The sequence below is a fragment of the Thioalkalivibrio halophilus genome (assembly GCF_001995255.1).
In the GTDB taxonomy this organism is placed as follows: Bacteria; Pseudomonadota; Gammaproteobacteria; order Ectothiorhodospirales; family Ectothiorhodospiraceae; genus Thioalkalivibrio; species Thioalkalivibrio halophilus.
In genome coordinates this window covers 17084-34331 of the sequence record NZ_MUZR01000035.1, presented here as the reverse complement: position 1 = coordinate 34331, position 17248 = coordinate 17084, and the positions used below count along the sequence as shown (strand labels likewise).

Annotated in this window: 16 protein-coding genes; 13 read left to right on the top strand and 3 right to left on the bottom strand. The window is 67.1% G+C overall.

Annotation, left to right across the window (positions count from 1 at the left end):
- The first annotated feature begins 67 nt into the window (after positions 1-67).
- From B1A74_RS09045 to B1A74_RS08990, 12 genes are all read left to right on the top strand, one after another.
- Entirely contained in the window at positions 68-598 is a 531-nt protein-coding gene (locus B1A74_RS09045; RefSeq protein WP_024329452.1) for a DsrE family protein, read from the top strand.
- Positions 599-716: 118 nt separating this feature from the next.
- Positions 717-2276, top strand: a complete 1560-nt coding sequence (gene murJ, locus B1A74_RS09040; RefSeq protein WP_077244438.1) for a murein biosynthesis integral membrane protein MurJ — start codon at positions 717-719, stop codon at positions 2274-2276.
- 51 nt (positions 2277-2327) lie between these two features.
- Positions 2328-3317 carry a bifunctional riboflavin kinase/FAD synthetase gene (ribF, locus tag B1A74_RS09035; RefSeq protein WP_018947179.1) on the top strand — a complete coding sequence of 330 codons (990 nt, stop codon included), beginning with the start codon at positions 2328-2330 and terminating at the stop codon, positions 3315-3317.
- Between the two features lie 69 nt (positions 3318-3386).
- Positions 3387-6230 (top strand): isoleucine--tRNA ligase, encoded by a 2844-nt coding sequence (gene ileS / locus B1A74_RS09030; RefSeq protein ID WP_077244437.1) that lies wholly within the window; start codon positions 3387-3389, stop codon positions 6228-6230.
- Positions 6227-6724: a signal peptidase II gene (gene lspA / locus B1A74_RS09025; protein ID WP_077244436.1), complete on the top strand. Its 498-nt coding sequence runs from the start codon at positions 6227-6229 to the stop codon at positions 6722-6724. Before ileS ends, lspA begins: the two co-directional genes overlap by 4 nt.
- Positions 6725-6758: 34 nt before the next feature.
- Positions 6759-7196 carry an FKBP-type peptidyl-prolyl cis-trans isomerase gene (locus B1A74_RS09020; protein WP_018868985.1) on the top strand — a complete coding sequence of 146 codons (438 nt, stop codon included), beginning with the start codon at positions 6759-6761 and terminating at the stop codon, positions 7194-7196.
- Positions 7197-7215: 19 nt separating this feature from the next.
- Positions 7216-8163: a 4-hydroxy-3-methylbut-2-enyl diphosphate reductase gene (ispH, locus tag B1A74_RS09015; RefSeq protein ID WP_024329450.1), complete on the top strand. Its 948-nt coding sequence runs from the start codon at positions 7216-7218 to the stop codon at positions 8161-8163.
- Positions 8164-8313: 150 nt separating this feature from the next.
- Positions 8314-8700 (top strand): nucleotidyltransferase family protein, encoded by a 387-nt coding sequence (locus B1A74_RS09010; RefSeq protein ID WP_018947174.1) that lies wholly within the window; start codon positions 8314-8316, stop codon positions 8698-8700.
- Entirely contained in the window at positions 8690-9112 is a 423-nt protein-coding gene (gene hepT, locus B1A74_RS09005; protein WP_018947173.1) for a type VII toxin-antitoxin system HepT family RNase toxin, read from the top strand. The genes B1A74_RS09010 and hepT overlap by 11 nt, the downstream gene beginning before the upstream one ends.
- 77 nt (positions 9113-9189) lie before the next feature.
- Positions 9190-10056 (top strand): formyltetrahydrofolate deformylase, encoded by an 867-nt coding sequence (gene purU, locus B1A74_RS09000; RefSeq protein WP_077244435.1) that lies wholly within the window; start codon positions 9190-9192, stop codon positions 10054-10056.
- An 80-nt stretch (positions 10057-10136) separates the two neighbouring features.
- On the top strand, positions 10137-11150 hold the full coding sequence (locus B1A74_RS08995) for a type IV toxin-antitoxin system AbiEi family antitoxin (RefSeq protein ID WP_018947171.1): 1014 nt from the start codon (positions 10137-10139) through the stop codon (positions 11148-11150).
- On the top strand, positions 11113-12012 hold the full coding sequence (locus B1A74_RS08990; RefSeq protein WP_077244434.1) for a nucleotidyl transferase AbiEii/AbiGii toxin family protein: 900 nt from the start codon (positions 11113-11115) through the stop codon (positions 12010-12012). The genes B1A74_RS08995 and B1A74_RS08990 overlap by 38 nt, the downstream gene beginning before the upstream one ends.
- Positions 12013-12077: 65 nt before the next feature.
- Here B1A74_RS08990 and B1A74_RS08985 read toward each other — a convergent pair whose 3' ends face one another.
- Positions 12078-12611, bottom strand: a complete 534-nt coding sequence (locus B1A74_RS08985) for a helix-turn-helix domain-containing protein (protein ID WP_158076022.1) — start codon at positions 12609-12611, stop codon at positions 12078-12080.
- A 113-nt stretch (positions 12612-12724) separates the two neighbouring features.
- Here B1A74_RS08985 and B1A74_RS08980 point away from each other — a divergent pair, with 113 nt between their 5' ends.
- Positions 12725-13069: a nucleotidyltransferase family protein gene (locus B1A74_RS08980; RefSeq protein ID WP_077244432.1), complete on the top strand. Its 345-nt coding sequence runs from the start codon at positions 12725-12727 to the stop codon at positions 13067-13069.
- A gap of 78 nt (positions 13070-13147) precedes the next feature.
- On the opposite strand, the gene B1A74_RS08975 is transcribed toward B1A74_RS08980, so the two are convergent.
- Both B1A74_RS08975 and B1A74_RS08970 read right to left on the bottom strand, forming a co-directional pair.
- Positions 13148-16348, bottom strand: a complete 3201-nt coding sequence (locus B1A74_RS08975) for a DEAD/DEAH box helicase (RefSeq protein WP_077244431.1) — start codon at positions 16346-16348, stop codon at positions 13148-13150.
- Positions 16345-16758, bottom strand: a complete 414-nt coding sequence (locus B1A74_RS08970; protein WP_077244482.1) for a (deoxy)nucleoside triphosphate pyrophosphohydrolase — start codon at positions 16756-16758, stop codon at positions 16345-16347. Before B1A74_RS08970 ends, B1A74_RS08975 begins: the two co-directional genes overlap by 4 nt.
- Positions 16759-17248 lie beyond the last annotated feature (490 nt).

The window sequence follows — 17248 nt, the reverse complement described above, 5'->3', positions numbered from 1 at the left end:
CCGGAATGGAATCCCGGAGCCTGTGCGTCTACATTGCAGGCATCACAACACAAAAAGGAGCATGGAGATGAAATACCCCGCCGCCCGCAACAACGCCGTGGTCCCCGGCTTCGTGCTGGTGCTGCTGGCCCTGTTTGCCGCCAGCCTGGTCCTGGTCCCGCAGCAGGCGCGTGCCTTCGAGCCCGAGGCCAAGGTCGCCTACCACGCCGATTTCGCCGACCCGCGGCGCTTCTCGGCAATGCTCACCAGCATCAACAACATGGTCACCCATTACGAGCGCGAGTTCATCGAGGCGGACGTGCGGATCGTGTTCGTGTCCCACGGCATCCGTTTCATCGCCGATGATGACCTCGAAGACACCCCGTTCGAGGCCGACGAGGAATTGCTGGAGGAGCGCGAACGGCTGCAGAGCCGCCTGCGCACCCTGGCCAACACCTATGGTGTGACGCTGGAGCTGTGCGACATCACCCGCGGTGACATCGGCCTTCCGGAAGAGGATCTGATGGATGGCGTGGACATCGAGCTGGTGCCCTCCGGCGTGGTGCGCCTGACCGAGCTGCAGAACGACGAAGGCTTCGCCTACCTGAAGATCGAGTAATCCTCCCTTCCTCCTGACGGCTGCCCGCGGTTCCCCGGGACAGCCGTCGCCGGGCCTGGCGACGGGCGAGTCGGTTACACTCCGGTCCGCTCATTGTCTGTGTGGTGCCGGCTTCCGCATGAACCGACTGTTCCGATCCACCGCTGTGGTCAGCGGCATGACCATGATCTCGCGGATCATGGGCTATCTGCGCGACATGGTGCTGGCGGTGACCTTCGGGGCCAGCGCGGCCACCGACGCCTTCTTTGTCGCCTTCCGCATCCCCAATTTTCTGCGCCGGCTGTTCGCCGAGGGGGCCTTCAACCAGGCCTTCGTGCCGGTGTTTGCCGAATTCCGCGAGAAGCGCGGGCGCGAGGCCCTGCGCGATTTGCTGGACCATACCGCCGGGGCGCTGATGGCGGCAGTCTCGGTAATCACGCTGCTGGGCATCCTCGCGGCCCCGCTGCTGATCTGGGTCTTCGCGCCCGGGCTGGCGCAGGCGGAAGGCCGCCAGGACCTGGCGGCGGACATGCTGCGCATCACCTTCCCGTACCTGCTGTTCATCTCCCTGACGGCGATGGCGGCGGGCATCCTCAACAGCATCGGGCGCTTCGCGGTGCCGGCGTTCACTCCGGTGTTTCTCAACCTGGCGCTGATCGGCGCCGCGCTGTGGCTGGCGCCGATGTTCGCCGAACCGGTGGTCGCGCTGGCCTGGGGCGTGTTCATCGCCGGGGGGCTGCAGCTGGCTTTCCAGATCCCGTTTCTGTGGCGGGCCGGGCTGCTGCCACGGCCGCGTTTCCGCCGGGCGCACGAGGGCGTGCGCCGGATCGTCAAGCTGATGCTGCCCGCGATCCTCGGGACCTCGGTGGTGCAGATCAACCTGCTGGTGGACACCCTGATCGCCTCGTTCCTGGTGGCGGGTTCGATCTCCTGGCTGTATTTCGGCGATCGCTTCGTCGAACTGCCGCTGGCGCTGTTCGGCATCGCCATCGGCACGGTAATCCTTCCGCGCCTGGCGAAACAGTTCAACGAGGAGCGGCCCGAGGCCTTCGGCCGCACCCTGGACTGGGCGCTGCGCACGGCGATGCTGGTGGCCCTGCCGGCGATGGCCGGGCTGGTGGTGCTGGCGGTGCCGATCCTCGCGACGCTGATCCAGTATCAGGAGTTCACCCCGCACGACACCCACATGACCGCACTGGCGCTGGCCGCCTATTCGCTGGGGCTCCCGGGCTTCATCCTGATCAAGGTGCTCGCGCCGGGCTTCTTCGCCCGCCAGGACACGAAAACCCCGGTGCGCATCGCGATCATTGCCATGCTGTGGAACATGCTGCTCAACGGCCTGTTCGTGCTGCCGTGGTATCTGTCCGGGGTGCCGGGTGCGCATGCCGGGCTGGCGCTGGCGACCTCGGCCTCGGCCTACATCAACGCCGGGCTGCTGTACCGCGGCCTGCTGCGCGAAGGGATCTACCGGCCGGGACCGGCCCTGCGGCGCCTGCGCTACGGGCTGCCCGTGGCCCTGGCGGTGATGGTGGCGGTGCTGGTGGTGCTGTCGCCGGCGCTGGACGCGTGGACGGACTGGTCCATCCCCGAGCGCGGGACCGCGCTGACCGGGCTGATCGTCGCCGGGGTGGCCAGTCTCGGGGTGACGCTGTGGCTGGCCGGGCTGCGTCCGCGGCATTTCCTGTTGCGCGAGGCCTGATCTCGCGGGGCACGCCGGGTTATACTTGCCGTTTTTCCTGGATACGGGGCAATGCGGCTGATTCGAGGGCTGGGAAGGCCCGACGGTACGGATTCCGGGCTGACCGCGGTGCGTGGCGCCGTGGTGACCATCGGCAACTTCGATGGTCTGCACTGCGGGCATCAGGCGGTGGTGGATCGCCTGCTGGCGGCCGCGCGCGAGCATGCGGCGCCGTCGGTGCTGATGACCTTCGAGCCGCTGCCGCGCGAATATTTCGCCGAACACGCCGGGGCGCCCACGCCGCCGGGGCGGCTGCAGCGCCTGCGCGACCGTCTGGTGGCGCTGGACGGCCGCGGCCTGGACGCCGCCTGGGTGCTGCGTTTCGATGCCCGCCTGGCGGGGCTGCCGGCGCGCGACTTCCTCGAGGAGGTCCTGTACCGGCGGCTGGGCGCGCGCCACGTGCTGGTGGGCGATGATTTCCGCTTCGGCCGCGGGCGCGAGGGCGACAGCGCCCTGATGCGTGCCGAAGGGGAGCGGCTGGGCTTCAGCGTGGAGTCCACGCCCACGGTCAGCGATGCCGACGGGCGCATCAGCAGCACCCGGGTGCGCGCCGCCGCGCGCGAGGGCGGCTTCGACGAGGTCGCGCGGCTGCTTGGACGGCCGTACCGGCTGCATGGCCGGGTGGCGCATGGCGATCGCCTTGGGCGCACCATCGGCTTTCCCACCGCCAACGTGCGCCTGGGCCGCTGGCCGCTGGCGCTGCGCGGGGTGTATGCCGGCTGGCTGCAAGGCGCGGGCGGCGAACCGCTGGCTGCGGTGGCGAACATCGGCTGGCGGCCCACGGTGCAGGGCACCGAACAGCGCCTGGAGATCCATGTGCTGGACGCCGCCCCCGAGCTCTACGGCGCGCGCGTGGCGTTCGAACCGCGCGCGCTGGTTCGCGGCGAACAGCGCTTCGACGGGCTGGATGCCCTCAAGGCGCAGATCGCACGGGACGCCGACACGGCGCGTGAATGCCTGGCGGGCGATGAACCGGGCCGTGTGCCCCGTACCGTCTGCTGACACCGGTCGAAACTGCCGAATCCTTCAACTCCACAGCAACCGGCCCCGCGGGGCCCATCCGGAAGAGCCATGGCCAAGAAACAGGCACCGCCGAATCCCTACAAGGATACGCTCAACCTGCCGCAGACCGCCTTCCCCATGCGGGCGAACCTGGCAAAGCGCGAGCCGGAATGGCTGGAGCAGTGGCGGGCGGAGGACCGTTATCGCCGCCTGCGCGAGCACTGCGCCGGACGCCCGCGGTTCGTGCTGGCCGACGGCCCGCCGTACGCCAACGGCTCGATCCACGTCGGCCACGCGGTCAACAAGATCCTCAAGGACATTATCGTCAAGAGCCGCACGCTGGCGGGCTTCGACGCCCCCTACGTGCCGGGCTGGGACTGCCACGGCCTGCCGATCGAGCTGCAGGTGGAGCACAACATCGGCAAGCCGGGACACGAAGTGGACGCGGCCTCCTTCCGCGAGGCCTGCCGGGCGTATGCCGCCGAGCAGGTAGCGGGGCAGTCGGCCGACTTCCAGCGCCTGGGCGTGCTGGGGGACTGGGAGAACCCGTACCTGACCATGGACTACCAGGTCGAGGCGGACACCGTGCGCGCCCTCGCCCGTATCTACGAACGCGGCCATGTGCAGATGGGCGAGAAGCCCGTGCACTGGTGTGTGGACTGCGGTTCCGCACTGGCCGAGGCCGAGGTGGAGTACGAGGACAAGATCTCGCAGGCGATCGACGTGCGCTTCCGCGTGGTGGACGACGTGGACCTGGTGCGGCGTTTCTCCGGGGCGGATGCCGACGGTCCGGTGAGCGTGGTGATCTGGACCACCACGCCGTGGACCCTGCCGGCCAACCAGGCGGTGGCCGTGCACCCGGAGCTGGATTACGCGCTGGTGGAACTGGAACACGAGCGCCTTCTGCTGGCGGAGGGGCTGCTGGAGGACTGCCTGGCCCGCTACGACCTGGGCGAAGGCCGCGTGCTGGCACGCGTGAAGGGTGCCGCGCTGGAAGGCCTGGTGCTGCAGCACCCGTTCCTGGAGCGCGAGGTGCCGCTGATTCTCGGCGACCACGTGACCACCGAGGCTGGTACCGGCTGCGTGCATACCGCCCCCGGCCACGGTCAGGACGACTACGCCGTGGGCCTGCAGTACAACCTGCCGGTGGACAACCCGGTGGGCCCCGACGGGGTGTTCGTGGAGGGCACGCCGTATTTCGCCGGGCAGAACGTGCACCAGGCCAACGGCCACGTGATCGACGTGCTGCACGAGAAGGCCGCGCTGATCGTGGCGCGCAAACTCCACCACAGCTACCCGCACTGCTGGCGGCACAAGACCCCCATCATCTTCCGCGCCACGCCGCAGTGGTTCATCAGCATGGACCGCGAGGAACTGCGTGCCGACGCCCTGCGCGCGATCGGCGAGACCCGCTGGATGCCCGACTGGGGACAGGCGCGCATCCACGGCATGGTGGCCAACCGGCCCGACTGGTGCATCTCGCGTCAGCGCCACTGGGGCGTGCCAATCCCGTTCTTCCTGCATCGCAAGACCGGCCGCGTGCACCCGATGACCCCCGAACTCACCGAGCAGGTGGCTCGGCGGATCGAAGAGGAGGGTATCGAGGCCTGGTTCCGCCTGGAGCCGGAAGAACTGCTGGGCGAGGAGGCCGCCGAGTACGTCAAGCTCACCGACACCCTGGACGTGTGGTTCGACTCCGGCGTGCTGCACAGCACGGTGGTGGAGAAGCGCCCCGAGCTGGGCGGCCTGCCGGCGGATCTGTTCCTCGAGGGTTCCGACCAGCACCGCGGCTGGTTCCAGTCCAGCCTGCTGACCAGCGTGGCCATGCGCGGTGAGGCGCCCTACCGCGGGGTGCTGACCCACGGCTTCACCGTGGACGAGAACGGCGAGAAGATGTCGAAGTCGCGCGGCAATGTCGTCGCGCCGCAGGAGGTTGTCTCCACCCTGGGCGCGGACATCCTGCGCCTGTGGGTCGCGGCGACCGACTTCTCCGGCGAGATGGCGATCTCCGACAACATCCTCGACCGTACCGCCGATGCCTATCGCCGCATCCGCAACACCATGCGCTTTCTGCTCGGCAACCTCAGCGGGTTCGATCCGCAGGAGCACGCGGTGCCGCTGGACGAACTGCTGCCGCTGGACCGCTGGATCGTGGCCCGCGCGCTGCAGGTGCAGGAACAGGTCACCCGCTCGTACGACGAGTTCCTGTTCCACCCGATCTACCAGCGGGTGCACAACTTCTGCTCGGTGGAGCTGGGCAGCTTCTACCTCGACGTGATCAAGGACCGCCAGTACACCACGCCGGCGGACTCGCACGCGCGGCGTTCCGCGCAGACCGCGCTGTACCACGTGGCCGAGGCCCTGACCCGGTGGATCGCGCCGATCCTGACCTTCACCGCCGAGGAGATCTGGGAGCTGCTGCCGGGCGAACGCGCGGACTCCGTGCTGTTCGCCACCTGGTACGAGGGCCTGGCCCCGCTGCCGGAGGACGCGACGTTCAGCAGTGCCGACTGGGACCGTATCCTGGAGATGCGCACCCACGCCGCCCGCGCGCTGGAAACCGCCCGCAACGAGCAGCGCATCGGCGCCTCGCTGACCGCCGAGATCGACCTGCACGTGCCTGCCGATGCCCCGGTGCGCGCCCCGCTGGAACGCCTGGGTGACGAGGTGCGGTTCGTGTTCATTACCTCGGAGGTGCGCCTGAGCACCGAGCCCGCCCCGGCCGATGCGCATGTCGCGACCCTGGAGGACGGCACCGCGATCGGCGTGGTGGTGCACCGCAGTGAACACGCCAAGTGCGTGCGTTGCTGGCACCTGCGTCCCGATGTGGGCGAGAACCCGGCGCATCCGGAACTGTGCGGGCGCTGTGTGACCAACGTGGAGGGGCCGGGCGAGACCCGGCGGTTCGCATGAGACTGCCGGGGCATTCCGGACTGGCGCCGGGGCTCGCCCTGGCCGCGGTGGTGCTGGTCCTGGACCAGATCACCAAGTTCTGGGCCGAGCGCGCGCTCACCCAGTTCGCCTCAGTGGAAGTGGCCCCGTTCTTCAACTTCACCCTGCTGTACAACCCGGGGGCCGCGTTCAGCCTGCTGGCCGATGCCGGCGGCTGGGGCCGCTGGCTGCTGTCCGGGATCGCGATCGCCGCCGGGGTGCTGATCACCGTCTGGCTGGCGCGTCTGCCGCGCAATGCCTGGCTGACCATCGCCTCGCTGGGGCTGATCGTGGGCGGGGCCATCGGCAACCTGGTGGACCGCCTGCGCATCGGCAAGGTGGTGGATTTTCTCGATTTCCACTGGGCCGGTTATCACTGGCCCGCATTCAACGTCGCCGACATGGCGATCACCGTGGGCGCGGTGCTGCTGATCGTTGCCGCCTTTACCGAAGGCGAGGCCACCCGCCGCAGCTGACCCGCCCCGCGTCTGCAAGCGAACTGGAGCAAAGATGACGACCGTAGTAAAAGAAAAGCGCGTACGCATGCATTACCGGCTGGTGCTGGAAAACGGCCTGGTGGTGGATTCCACCGGCGAGGAACCCACCGAGCTGGAGGTCGGCGCCGGCGAGATCCTGCCCGGGCTGGAAGACCTGCTGATCGGCCTGCAGCCGGGCGATCAGCGGGAATTTGCGATCGAGGCCGGGACCATGTTCCCTTGGCCCGAGAAAGAGGCTTTCCAGTCGGTGCCCCGCAACCAGTTCCCGCCCGAGGCGGAGCTGGCAGAGGGTCAGATCTACGAGTTCACCAGCCCTTCGGCCGAGGCCGTGCCCGGCCGCATCAGCGAATTGAGCGAGGAGACCGTGACCGTGGACTTCAACCACCCGCTGGCGGGCAAGAACTTCACCTTCGAGGTGGAGATCCTGGAAGTGCACCCGGCGGACGAGTGATCCGCGAGGAGAACAGGCCATGAACATGCAGGTCCGGCTCGCCAACCCCCGCGGCTTCTGTGCCGGCGTCGAACGCGCCATCGAGATCGTGGAACGCGCCCTGGAGATCCACGGCGCCCCGCTGTACGTACGCCACGAGGTGGTGCACAACCGCCACGTGGTCGGGCGCCTGGAAGACGCCGGCGTGGTGTTCGTGGAAGAGCTGGACGAAGTGCCGGACGGGAACGTGGTCATCTTCTCCGCGCACGGCGTACCGCGCCGCGTGGAGGAAGAGGCCGAGCGCCGCGGCCTGACCGTGTTCGACGCCACCTGCCCGCTGGTGACCAAGGTCCACCTCGAGGTGTCGAAGCACGCCCGCGAGGGGCGCGAAGTGGTCCTCATCGGCCATGCCGGGCACCCCGAGGTGGAGGGCACCCTGGGCCAGTTCGACACCTCGAAGGGCGGGCGCATGATGCTGGTGGAAACCGTGGAAGACGTGGAACGCCTGGAGGTGAGCGAGCCCGACCGCCTGGCGTTCGTTTCGCAGACCACGCTGTCGATGGACGACACCGCCCACATCATCGACGCCCTCACCGCGCGCTTCCCCAACATCGAGGGGCCGCGCAAGATGGACATCTGCTACGCCACGCAGAACCGCCAGGACGCGGTGAAGACCCTCGCCGACGACTGCGACCTGCTGCTGGTGGTCGGCTCGAAGAACAGCTCCAACTCCAACCGCCTCGCCGAGATCGGCGCGCGCGCCGGCGTGCCGTCGTATCTGGTGGATGGAGCCACCGACATCGACCCCGCCTGGCTCGAAGGCCGCGACCGAATCGCCGTGACCGCCGGCGCCTCCGCCCCCGAACTGCTGGTGCAGGAAGTCATCGACTACCTGCGCGAGCGCGGCGTGAACGAGGTCAGCGAAGTCGCCGGCCAGGAAGAGACCATCACCTTCTCCATCCCCCCCGGCCTGCGCGACACCGCCTGACCCCGGTAGGAGCGGCCTCGGCCGCGAACAGGCTGCTCACCATTCGCGAGCAAGCTCGCTCCTGCAGCCCCCGCCCCGTAGGAACGGCCTTGGCCGCGAACTGGAGTTGTCCTAATCTGGACCCTTTCGGATTCGCTGCCCCGGTGCCCCATGCTTTCTCCCGAACAAACTTCGCAGCTCGAGCACCTCGCCAGAGAGCATGGCTGGGAGCTGCTGGTCCTGTTCGGCTCCACGGCGCGGGACGGCACCGGCCGGGACATCGACCTTGCCGTTCAGCCGGCGGAGATGCCAGGCCTGATGACCCAGGGCCGCTGGCAACGGCAACTGGAAGAGATCCTGGAACCCTGCCCGGTTGATCTGCTGGTTCTGAGCGAGGGTACTTCCCCGCTGACCCGGTTCGAGGTCTTCCGGGATGGCGTCTGCCTGTACGAAGCACAGGCCGGGCGCTTCCACGCCGAGCAGGACCGGGCCTTCTTCCTGCACGCCGACTCCGTACTCTTCCAGCAACACCGGATGGAGGGCACGGATGCCTCCTGATACCGCCGAGGTGATCGGGCGCAAGCTCGACATGCTCCATCGTTTCCTGACGGACATGGAGTATTACGCAGCTCTGGACGTGTCCGTGCAGAGGCAGGAGCACTATGCGATCGAACGCCTGCTTCAGCTTTTGTGTGAATCGGCGGCCGATATCGGGCTGCAACTCCTGCGCAGGGATGGAGACCGGCTGGCCTCGGCCTATCGCGAAGTTTTCATCGCTCTGCGCGACCGCCATGGCCTGGATGCCGGGCTGGCCGATCAGCTGGTGGACGCCTGCGCGATGCGCAACGTACTGACGCATCTTTATGACACGATCGATCTGGATCGCGTGATCGGCGCCGTGCCCGACGCCCTGGAGGTGTATTCCGCCTTTGCCAGCTGGGCCGGGGAGCGCGTCCGGTCGAGCCCGTAGTCATTCCTGCCGGGTATCGGTCTCCCGGGCGCCCCGGTGTACCCTGACCGCTTCAATCTCCCCGGAATATCTCGACCATGACCGAAACCACGCCCGCGCGCCACGACTTTCGCCTCAGCATCGTCTGCCCCGACCAGCACGGCATCGTGGCCCGGGTGGCCGAGGCCATTGCCGGCACCGACGGCTGGATCACCGAGGCCGCCCAGCACACCGACGCCGAGGCCGGCTGGTTCTTCATGCGCTGGGTCTTCGCCCTCGACCCCGCGCGCGAAGGCGAACTACGCGACCGCCTGCTGCATCTGGGCGAAGACATGCGCATGGACTGGGTCCTGGCCGACTCGCGCAGCCGCCAGCGCGTGGTGCTCATGGTCAGCCGCGAAGGACACTGCCTCAGCGACCTGCTCGCCCGCTGGAACGCCGGCGAGCTGCCCATGGACATCCCCGCCATCCTCTCCAACCACACCGACCACGAACCCCTGGCGCGCTGCTACGGCATCCCGTTCGAGCACATCCCCGTCCCGCGCGATGACCGCGCGAGCGCCTTCGCCCAACTGCAGGAACGCCTTGACGACCTGCAGCCCGACACCGTGGTGCTCGCCCGCTACATGCAGATCCTCCCGCCGTGGATGTGCGAGCGCTACCCGCAGCGCATCATCAACATCCACCACAGCTTCCTGCCCTCGTTCTCCGGCGCGCGCCCCTACCACCAGGCGCACACCCGCGGGGTCAAGCTGATCGGCGCCACCAGCCACTACGTGACCGAAGAACTGGACGCCGGCCCCATCATCGAACAGGACGTCACCCGGGTACGTCACGACGACAGCGTGCAGGACATGATCCGCAAGGGCCGCGACGTGGAACGCTGGGTCCTCGCCCGCGGCCTGCGCTACCACCTCGAAGGCCGCGTGCTCACCCACGGCAACAAGACCGTCGTCTTCGACTGAGCGCCCATCCTCGCGTTGTTCATTGTTTGGTTTTGTTCAATAATATTGAACAAGCTTAATCTTTGAACAGGCGCCCGGTCATGGATGGTTTACAGGAACAACAGCTTCTGGAACAGGCATGCGAATGCCTGGAAGGCGCGACCGGGCTGCACCCGCAGATCGAACGTGCATCATCCCTTTACCTGCGGGTTGCCCCGGAACGCACCCAGCGGTGCTTCGAGGTCCACACCGTGCCCCGTCTCACCCCGGCCAGCGTGAGCTGGATCGCCGCCCGTCTCGAGCCCGAATACCCCGTACTGATCGTCAGCGAGTATGTGAACCCGCGCCTGGCCGAACGCCTGAAGAGCATGGATATCGGCTATCTGGACCTGGCCGGAAACGCCTACATCAATGCCCCGCCGGTGTACGTCTACGTCCGGGGCAACAAGCCGGTGGCCGCGGAATCGGTGGACCGCGACCCGGCAGGCCGCGCTGCCTTCCAGAGCGCCGGCCTGCGCGTCGTCTTCGCCCTGCTGTGCGCTCCCCGTCTTCTCCACGCGACCTACCGCGAGATTGCCGATGCCGCCGGCGTCTCGCTCGGCAGTGCCAGCCGCAGTCTTCAGGCACTGCGCGACCAGGGCTTTCTCCTCGAAACGGGATCGCGAACCCGCCGTCTGCACAACCATCATGCCCTCATTCAACGGTGGACCCTCGCATACCCGGAACAACTGCGGCCCAGGACGTTACTCGGGCGTTACCGCGCCCCCGGGCCCGGGTGGTGGGAGCACGCCGACCTGGAACCGTACGGTGCCGTCTGGGGAGGGGAGGTCGCGGCCGCAAGGCTGACCGGATACCTGATCCCGGAGCGGGTTTCCATCCACACTCGCATGACCCCCAACCGGCTGATGGCCGCCTTCGGCCTGCGCAAGGATCCGGATGGAGACATCGAACTCCATCAGACCTTCTGGCCGCCGGAATGTCACACCGAGGGCCCGGAACTCGCGCCGCGACTGCTCGTCCATGCCGAACTCATGGCGAGCGGCGACGAACGCAACATTGAAACTGCAAGGATGCTGTATGAGCACGGTCTGGCTGGACGTCTCGAACCGGATTGACCCATTACTAGCCGAAGTGCTGGGTGAGGTGGGTCGCCTGGCCGCCGAGCTGGGTATCCCATTTGTAGTGGTCGGGGCCACCGCGCGGGATATGGTTCTCCATCATGGTTTTGGCCTCGAGGTCCGGCGGGCCACTCGGGACATCGATCTCGCGCTGGAGATCGCACACTGGGATACATTCCAGGGTCTCGAAAAAGGTCTCCTGGCCACTGGTCGTTTCCGCACGGATCGTGCCGCGCAGCGCCTGCTGTACATTGCTGCGCAACAACCTGTGCGGGTCGATCTTATCCCGTTTGGCGGGATCGAAAGGCCGGCTCATACCATCAGCTGGCCACCCGACCACGTGTTCCATCTGAATGTGCAGGGGTTCGCCGATGCTTCCAGGACCGCCCGCCTAGTGCGGGTCAGGAGCGACCCACCAACTGACACGCAATGCATCTCTCCAGCGGGTCTGGCCCTGCTCAAACTCATCGCCTGGGATGACGGCCGGCAGGATGGCCGTCGACGGCGCGACGCGGAAGACCTCCGGTATCTTGTCGAGACGTATCTGGATGCCGGCAATCGTGATCGGTTGTTCCGTGAATATGTCGGCCTGCTTGACCACGAAGACTTCGACTATCTGGAAGCCGGAGCGTACATTCTCGGTGGGGATCTGGCCTCGATCATGGCGCAGGCAACCCGGGCCAGTGTCATCAAAATCCTGGAACAGGAGACAGCACCGGACGGGCGGCTTCAGCTTGTCGGCGACATGGTCGCCAACCTGCCGCATGATCCTGCGGGCACCGCCAGCATTCTCAGACTGCTCGAAAAGATGCTTGTCGGCATCCGGGCTTCCGAGACCGGGACGCCCAACACCGAGTGAAATCGATGGTAGCGGCGACCTGGTCATCGGAGAGCGTGCTCGCACGGAGGCCGCCTTTTACCTCCCTATCCGGTCGGGCGACCGTATTCCGCTGCCACATCCTCGGCAGGGCGTTCTGCTCCACCCCGGGGCTTTGCGCGCTTTGTCTCCTCGTCACGGGAAAGATCGGCCAGAGCCTGCAGGTGCTCCTCCCCGATCTCCTGTCCTGCCTGCAACCGTTCGAGCAGGCTGGTTCCGTCCAGAGCCGGTCGGCGCACCAGACGCGCCGGGCGGGAAAGCGAATAACGCTGTGCCCGGCTGGCCAGTTGTTCCATCTCCCGCAAGCGGAGCCAAAGCTCGGAGCGCGGCTCGGTTTCACCCTTCATCCAGGCGTAGATCGTGGGCCGCGAGACATCGAACGCCCGAGCAAGGCCGGTGATCGACAATCCCAGCGACTCGCGCAACGCGGCAAGGACCCGAGAAGCGTCCCGCGCTTCGTTCGCAATGGTGCCGGTCTCTCCCTGCAGCAATGGTACGTATTCGGCCATCTCGCGAACGGGGGTGAAACGCGCCTTGGCCAAGGCATGGCGCAACGGCATGCTTGCTGACGGGCGACTCATGGGGTGGCTCCTCATGCGGGGGTGCGCTTTACATCGAACTGTACGCTCGGACCCGAGGCTTGTCAGCAACCCCGGATGCTATAGTCCTCCTGTACTCAGGGGACGGCCGGAGCATGGAAACAGCGGGTTACGCCAACATCCCGAAGGCCGAAGAGGCGCAGTCGCCGCGCGAGCGGGTGACCGGGCTGGCGCATGACGCCGCGGCCATCGTGCGTGAGGAATTCGGCGACGATGCCCGGGTGATCTGGTTCGGCTCCTGGCCGCGTGGCACGGCGCGCTGGAACTCCGACATCGACCTGGCGATCGTGCCGGCCCGGCACGTTTCCGTCAGCGACTGGGGCCGGCTGCGCGGCCGCATCGAGGACCTGCGGACGCTCTACACCTTCGATCTGGTCGATCTGACCGAGGCCGGCGACGAACTGCGCCGCGACGTCGAAGACCACGGACAGGCCCTCTGAGCAAAGCAGTCGAACAGAACTGCTCCCGGCTGCCGGATCACCTGCCCGCTTTCCACCACCTGAACTCGCCGCTGAGCGCTACAGGACCGTGCGGCGGGCGAGGTGCAGGAGGCGGGCGGGCAGTTCGTAATCCAGTTCCCAGATGATGCTCATCGGCTTGCTGCCTTCATGGCGCTGGTAGCGCACCGGGCCGCAGAAGGTGAACGGCTGGCTCAGTCCGGTGGCGTCGCGCTTGGCCGGGCGTATGAACAGCATGGGGGTGTAGCCGAGCTGTTCGTGGTGGATGTAGCGCTGCCCGGTCTCCGAGGTGGGTGAGGTGCCGGACTGCGACTGCCAGTGGAACCGCCGCTCGTTGAGGGCATAGTCCTCGTACATGGTGGTGGGCGAGAACTCCTGCTCGGATTTCTCCAGGGTGACGAACAGCGCATCCACTCGCCGTTCCGGCACATGCCGCACACCCTCCTGCTGAGTAATCGGCTTCTCCAGGCTCCCGAGGCCCAGCGCCAGCAGGATCTGCTCGCGGGTGTAGGACGCATGCAGCTCCAGCGGCCCCGTCTGCTCCGGGAATGTGATGCCGCTGGCCGGCACCATGCGCTCGCGCCGCCATTCGGCGACCTCCTGAAGATCCCGGTAGAGCGGGCGTTGTTCGCGGACGAAGCGGTCCACCGACGAGAGGTCGCCGTTCCCCGGGCGCGACTTGCCCCATAGCGTGCTGTGGATGAGGGCCAGCCGGAGTCGTTCTTCCTCGCTGAGCTCATCCACGTTCGACGCGGATTCCGCCAGATGGCTTTGCAGGGTTTCCAGCAACTGCTGGTCATCACAGCGGACCAGGCGTTGCAGCCCGCGCTTGAGGCCGTTGGCATACGGTTTCAGTGCCTCGGTCGACTCCCCACCGCAGTCCGCGCGCAGCCGTGAGGGCAGGTCCTTGCGCAGCAGGTCCTCGGCGTCGTCCATATGCAGGCAGTCGAGCATCTTGGGCAGGCTGGCGGAGTCGATGTCCTCCTGGAAACAGCCCTTCAGCTCGCGCACGATCTGCGGGCGCTGGCGGTTGATCTGCGCGCGGATGTTGTCGAGGACCCGCTGGGTGGCCAACCGGTCGAGGTGGATCAGGCAGCCGCTGGGCAGCCAGGGGAAGCCCTCCTCGATCTGGTGATCCACCCGCTTCTCCGGCCGCGCGCTGAGCGCACGGAACCGCGCGGCGTAGCGAAAGCGCCGATCCTGCGGCGCGACGAAATCCAGCACCGTGAGGTGCGGCTTGTCTTCATGCAGCCGCAGCCCGCGCCCGAGTTGCTGCAGGTAGACCGTCAGGCTCTCGGTCGGGCGCAGCAGCAACAGGGTGTCCACCTCCGGCAGATCCACGCCCTCGTTGTAGAGGTCCACGGTAAAGATGAAGCGGATGCGCCCCTCGCGCAGGTCGCGCTGCACCGATTCGCGCTCGTGGTCCGGGCTCTCGCCGGTCAGCACCGCGCTGGGCACCTGCTTGGCTGAAAAATGCTCGGCCATGAACCGCGCATGGGCGCGGCTGATGCAAAACCCCAGACCCCGAACCGAGCCCAGGTCGGTCGCGTGTTCATGGGCCTGCCGCAACACCCAGTCGGCGCGCGCTTGGTTGCCGGTGAAGACGCCCTCCAGTTCTTGCGCGTCATAGCCCCCGCGCTGCCAGCTCACCCGGCTCAGGTCCACGGACTCGTGGTCGGCCACGCCGAAGTAATGGAACGGCACCAGCAGGCGACGCTCGATCGCATCCGGCAGGCGGATCTCGTGCGTGTAACGCTGGCCGAAGTGCTGGCGGATGTCGTCGGCATCCGTGCGCTCCGGGGTCGCCGTCAGGCCCAGCAGGCATTGGGGCCGCACATGGTCCAGGATGCGCTGATAGCTCCCGGCGCTACTGTGGTGAGCCTCATCCAGTACCACGTAATCGAAATGCGCCGGGTCGAGGCGATCGAGGTCCCGCGCGTTCCAGCTCTGCACCGTGCAGAACAGGTGGCGGTCCTGACTCGGGCGCGCCCCGCCCACCAGCACGTCGCCAAATTCGTTGTCCTGCAGCACCTGACGGAAGCTGGCCATCGCCTGACGCAGGATCTCCTCGCGGTGGGCGATGAACAGCAGCGACGGCCGCCCCTTGTCCGCCTGCTCGCGCGCAAACCGGCGATAGTCGAACGCCGCGATCATGGTCTTGCCGGTCCCGGTGGCGGCGATCACCAGATGGCGGTCGATCCCCGAACGGCGCTCGCGCTGGATGTCCTCCAGGATCTCCTGCTGAAAGGCATACGGCCGCAGATCGAAGAATGTGGCAGCGTCTTTCTGCGCGGCTGGCCCTGCGCTGGATTCCGACTCCAGCGCCTGCTGCAGGCGAGGCAGGTCTTCCGCGGTTAGAGGCTCAAACTCGGCCGGGTCTGCCCAGTGCGCCTCGAACGAGGCCTCGATCTGGCGCCACATATGCGGCAGCTCGTACTCGCTGACCTTGGCCGTCCACTCCAGCCCCTCATCCAGCGCCACCCGCGAGACATTCGCCGAGCCGATGTAGGCACTGCCAAACCCCGTGTTCCGATGGAACAGGTAGGCCTTGGCGTGCAGGCGCGTGCGATGCGTGTCGTACGAGACCCGAATCTCGGTGTTCGGCAGGCCCAGCAGAAACTCGATCGCCTTCAGATCCGTGGCCCCGAGGTACGAGGTCGTCGCGATCCGCAGCCTGGGCGAGCCATCGGCCGTCGGGGTCTCGGTAAAGCGCTTCAGCGTCTCGCGCAGGGCGCGAATCCCGCTCCACTTGATGAACGACACCAGCCAGTCCGCCCGCTCCGCACTGGCCAGTTCCTTCTCGATCTGCGTCACCAGACTCGGCGTGCGATCGGACCCGGTGAGCAGGCTGGACAGCGCCAACGGTATATCCGGCCGCGGTGTCTCCTGCTGCCCAACCTGGTCGGCGGTCGGAGAGCGCACCTCCAACAACTGCCGAAACGGCGGCAGCGGAAGGTCTTCCTCAATGCCCGACAGCGGATGCCCAGCCGCCGCCAGCGCATCCGCCAGGATCTGCACGGCCCGGGTCCAGTCTTCATGCCCCTTCTCGCGCAGTTCCCCGGCGCGCTCGGCGAGGCGCTGGGCCAGTTCCGCCGCCAGGGTCATGGCCAGATCGTCGCCTTCCAGCCCCTGGCTCCAGCGGGCATGGTCCTCCAGCCCCAGGGCTTCCAGCGCCTGCCGCACCCGCGGCGTATCCAGCCGTTCATGCAGGCCAACCCATTCGGCCCCGGGCAGGGACTTGGCGGCGCAATCCCGGCTCATGCGGACCGTCCTGCAATAAAGGCTTCGAGCAACGGGATGTCCGCGGGCGCGAGGTCGAGCCCAGGCGCCTCCGCCGGCGACACCCAGCACCAGCGATCGTGCACCGTCAGCACCGGGCTCTCGTCATCCGTCCACGCTCGCAGCGCCACCAACTCAAGGATCCCATTACCCGGAATCGGCGTGCGCCCGATCTCTTCCCCGACTCGAAGCTCCAGCGCCAGCTCTTCGCGGAATTCGCGGCACACCGCGGCCTCCAGGCTCTCACCCGGCTCCGCCTTGCCACCGGGGAACTCCCAATACCCCGCCAGCGCCTGATCGGCCCCGCGACGCGCCACAAAGATCCGGCCCTGCGCGTCCTCCAGAATGCCGCAGACCACCACCGCCTGATTCGCTTCCTTGAGCGTTTCCAACACCGGCTCCCGGTTCGTCTCTGGCCGGATCGTACCAGGGAACGCCGCCACAGCTCCCGGCGGAAGCCCAATTCTCGGGCCACGCGTGGTGCCTCCGCTCGCCACGCTACGCTGCAATAACCGTGATATACCGATTCTGTATAGCACCGCGCTCTGTCACGCCCGAGCCCCCGCTTCCCATGTCTCGCCCCGAATCAGTCCACCCGCAAGCCTTTAACGTGGGCCCCTACGTCTCCCCTACGTTGACCGATAGGGCCCCTGTAAGACTTTGACCAAGAGACGAAAATCGTTCGTCCCAGCGCGCGGGGCGCCCTGCCACTCGACGCGACGTCCACTACCATGATAAAAGCATGGTTTACCGCATTGGTGTGCCACCGAGAGGAGAACGCCAGGATGATATGCAGAATCTGTATATCACCAATATGACAGATTCTGTCTAATCTACTGTTATGTGCTCATGGGGAGGTAATTGTGGATCACAATAGAGAAC

What these genes read in the sequence shown, in the direction of transcription:
- ispH (WP_024329450.1), top strand. Translation starts at nt 7,216, where the DNA reads ATGAACATGCAGGTCCGGCTCGCCAACCCCCGCGGCTTCTGTGCCGGC.
- B1A74_RS09020 (WP_018868985.1), top strand. Translation starts at nt 6,759, where the DNA reads ATGACGACCGTAGTAAAAGAAAAGCGCGTACGCATGCATTACCGGCTG.
- B1A74_RS08975 (WP_077244431.1), bottom strand. Translation starts at nt 16,348, where the DNA reads ATGAGCCGGGATTGCGCCGCCAAGTCCCTGCCCGGGGCCGAATGGGTT.
- B1A74_RS08980 (WP_077244432.1), top strand. Translation starts at nt 12,725, where the DNA reads ATGGAAACAGCGGGTTACGCCAACATCCCGAAGGCCGAAGAGGCGCAG.
- B1A74_RS08995 (WP_018947171.1), top strand. Translation starts at nt 10,137, where the DNA reads ATGGATGGTTTACAGGAACAACAGCTTCTGGAACAGGCATGCGAATGC.
- hepT (WP_018947173.1), top strand. Translation starts at nt 8,690, where the DNA reads ATGCCTCCTGATACCGCCGAGGTGATCGGGCGCAAGCTCGACATGCTC.
- purU (WP_077244435.1), top strand. Translation starts at nt 9,190, where the DNA reads ATGACCGAAACCACGCCCGCGCGCCACGACTTTCGCCTCAGCATCGTC.
- ribF (WP_018947179.1), top strand. Translation starts at nt 2,328, where the DNA reads ATGCGGCTGATTCGAGGGCTGGGAAGGCCCGACGGTACGGATTCCGGG.
- B1A74_RS08985 (WP_158076022.1), bottom strand. Translation starts at nt 12,611, where the DNA reads ATGAGTCGCCCGTCAGCAAGCATGCCGTTGCGCCATGCCTTGGCCAAG.
- lspA (WP_077244436.1), top strand. Translation starts at nt 6,227, where the DNA reads ATGAGACTGCCGGGGCATTCCGGACTGGCGCCGGGGCTCGCCCTGGCC.
- B1A74_RS08990 (WP_077244434.1), top strand. Translation starts at nt 11,113, where the DNA reads ATGAGCACGGTCTGGCTGGACGTCTCGAACCGGATTGACCCATTACTA.
- B1A74_RS09010 (WP_018947174.1), top strand. Translation starts at nt 8,314, where the DNA reads ATGCTTTCTCCCGAACAAACTTCGCAGCTCGAGCACCTCGCCAGAGAG.
- B1A74_RS09045 (WP_024329452.1), top strand. Translation starts at nt 68, where the DNA reads ATGAAATACCCCGCCGCCCGCAACAACGCCGTGGTCCCCGGCTTCGTG.
- murJ (WP_077244438.1), top strand. Translation starts at nt 717, where the DNA reads ATGAACCGACTGTTCCGATCCACCGCTGTGGTCAGCGGCATGACCATG.
- ileS (WP_077244437.1), top strand. Translation starts at nt 3,387, where the DNA reads ATGGCCAAGAAACAGGCACCGCCGAATCCCTACAAGGATACGCTCAAC.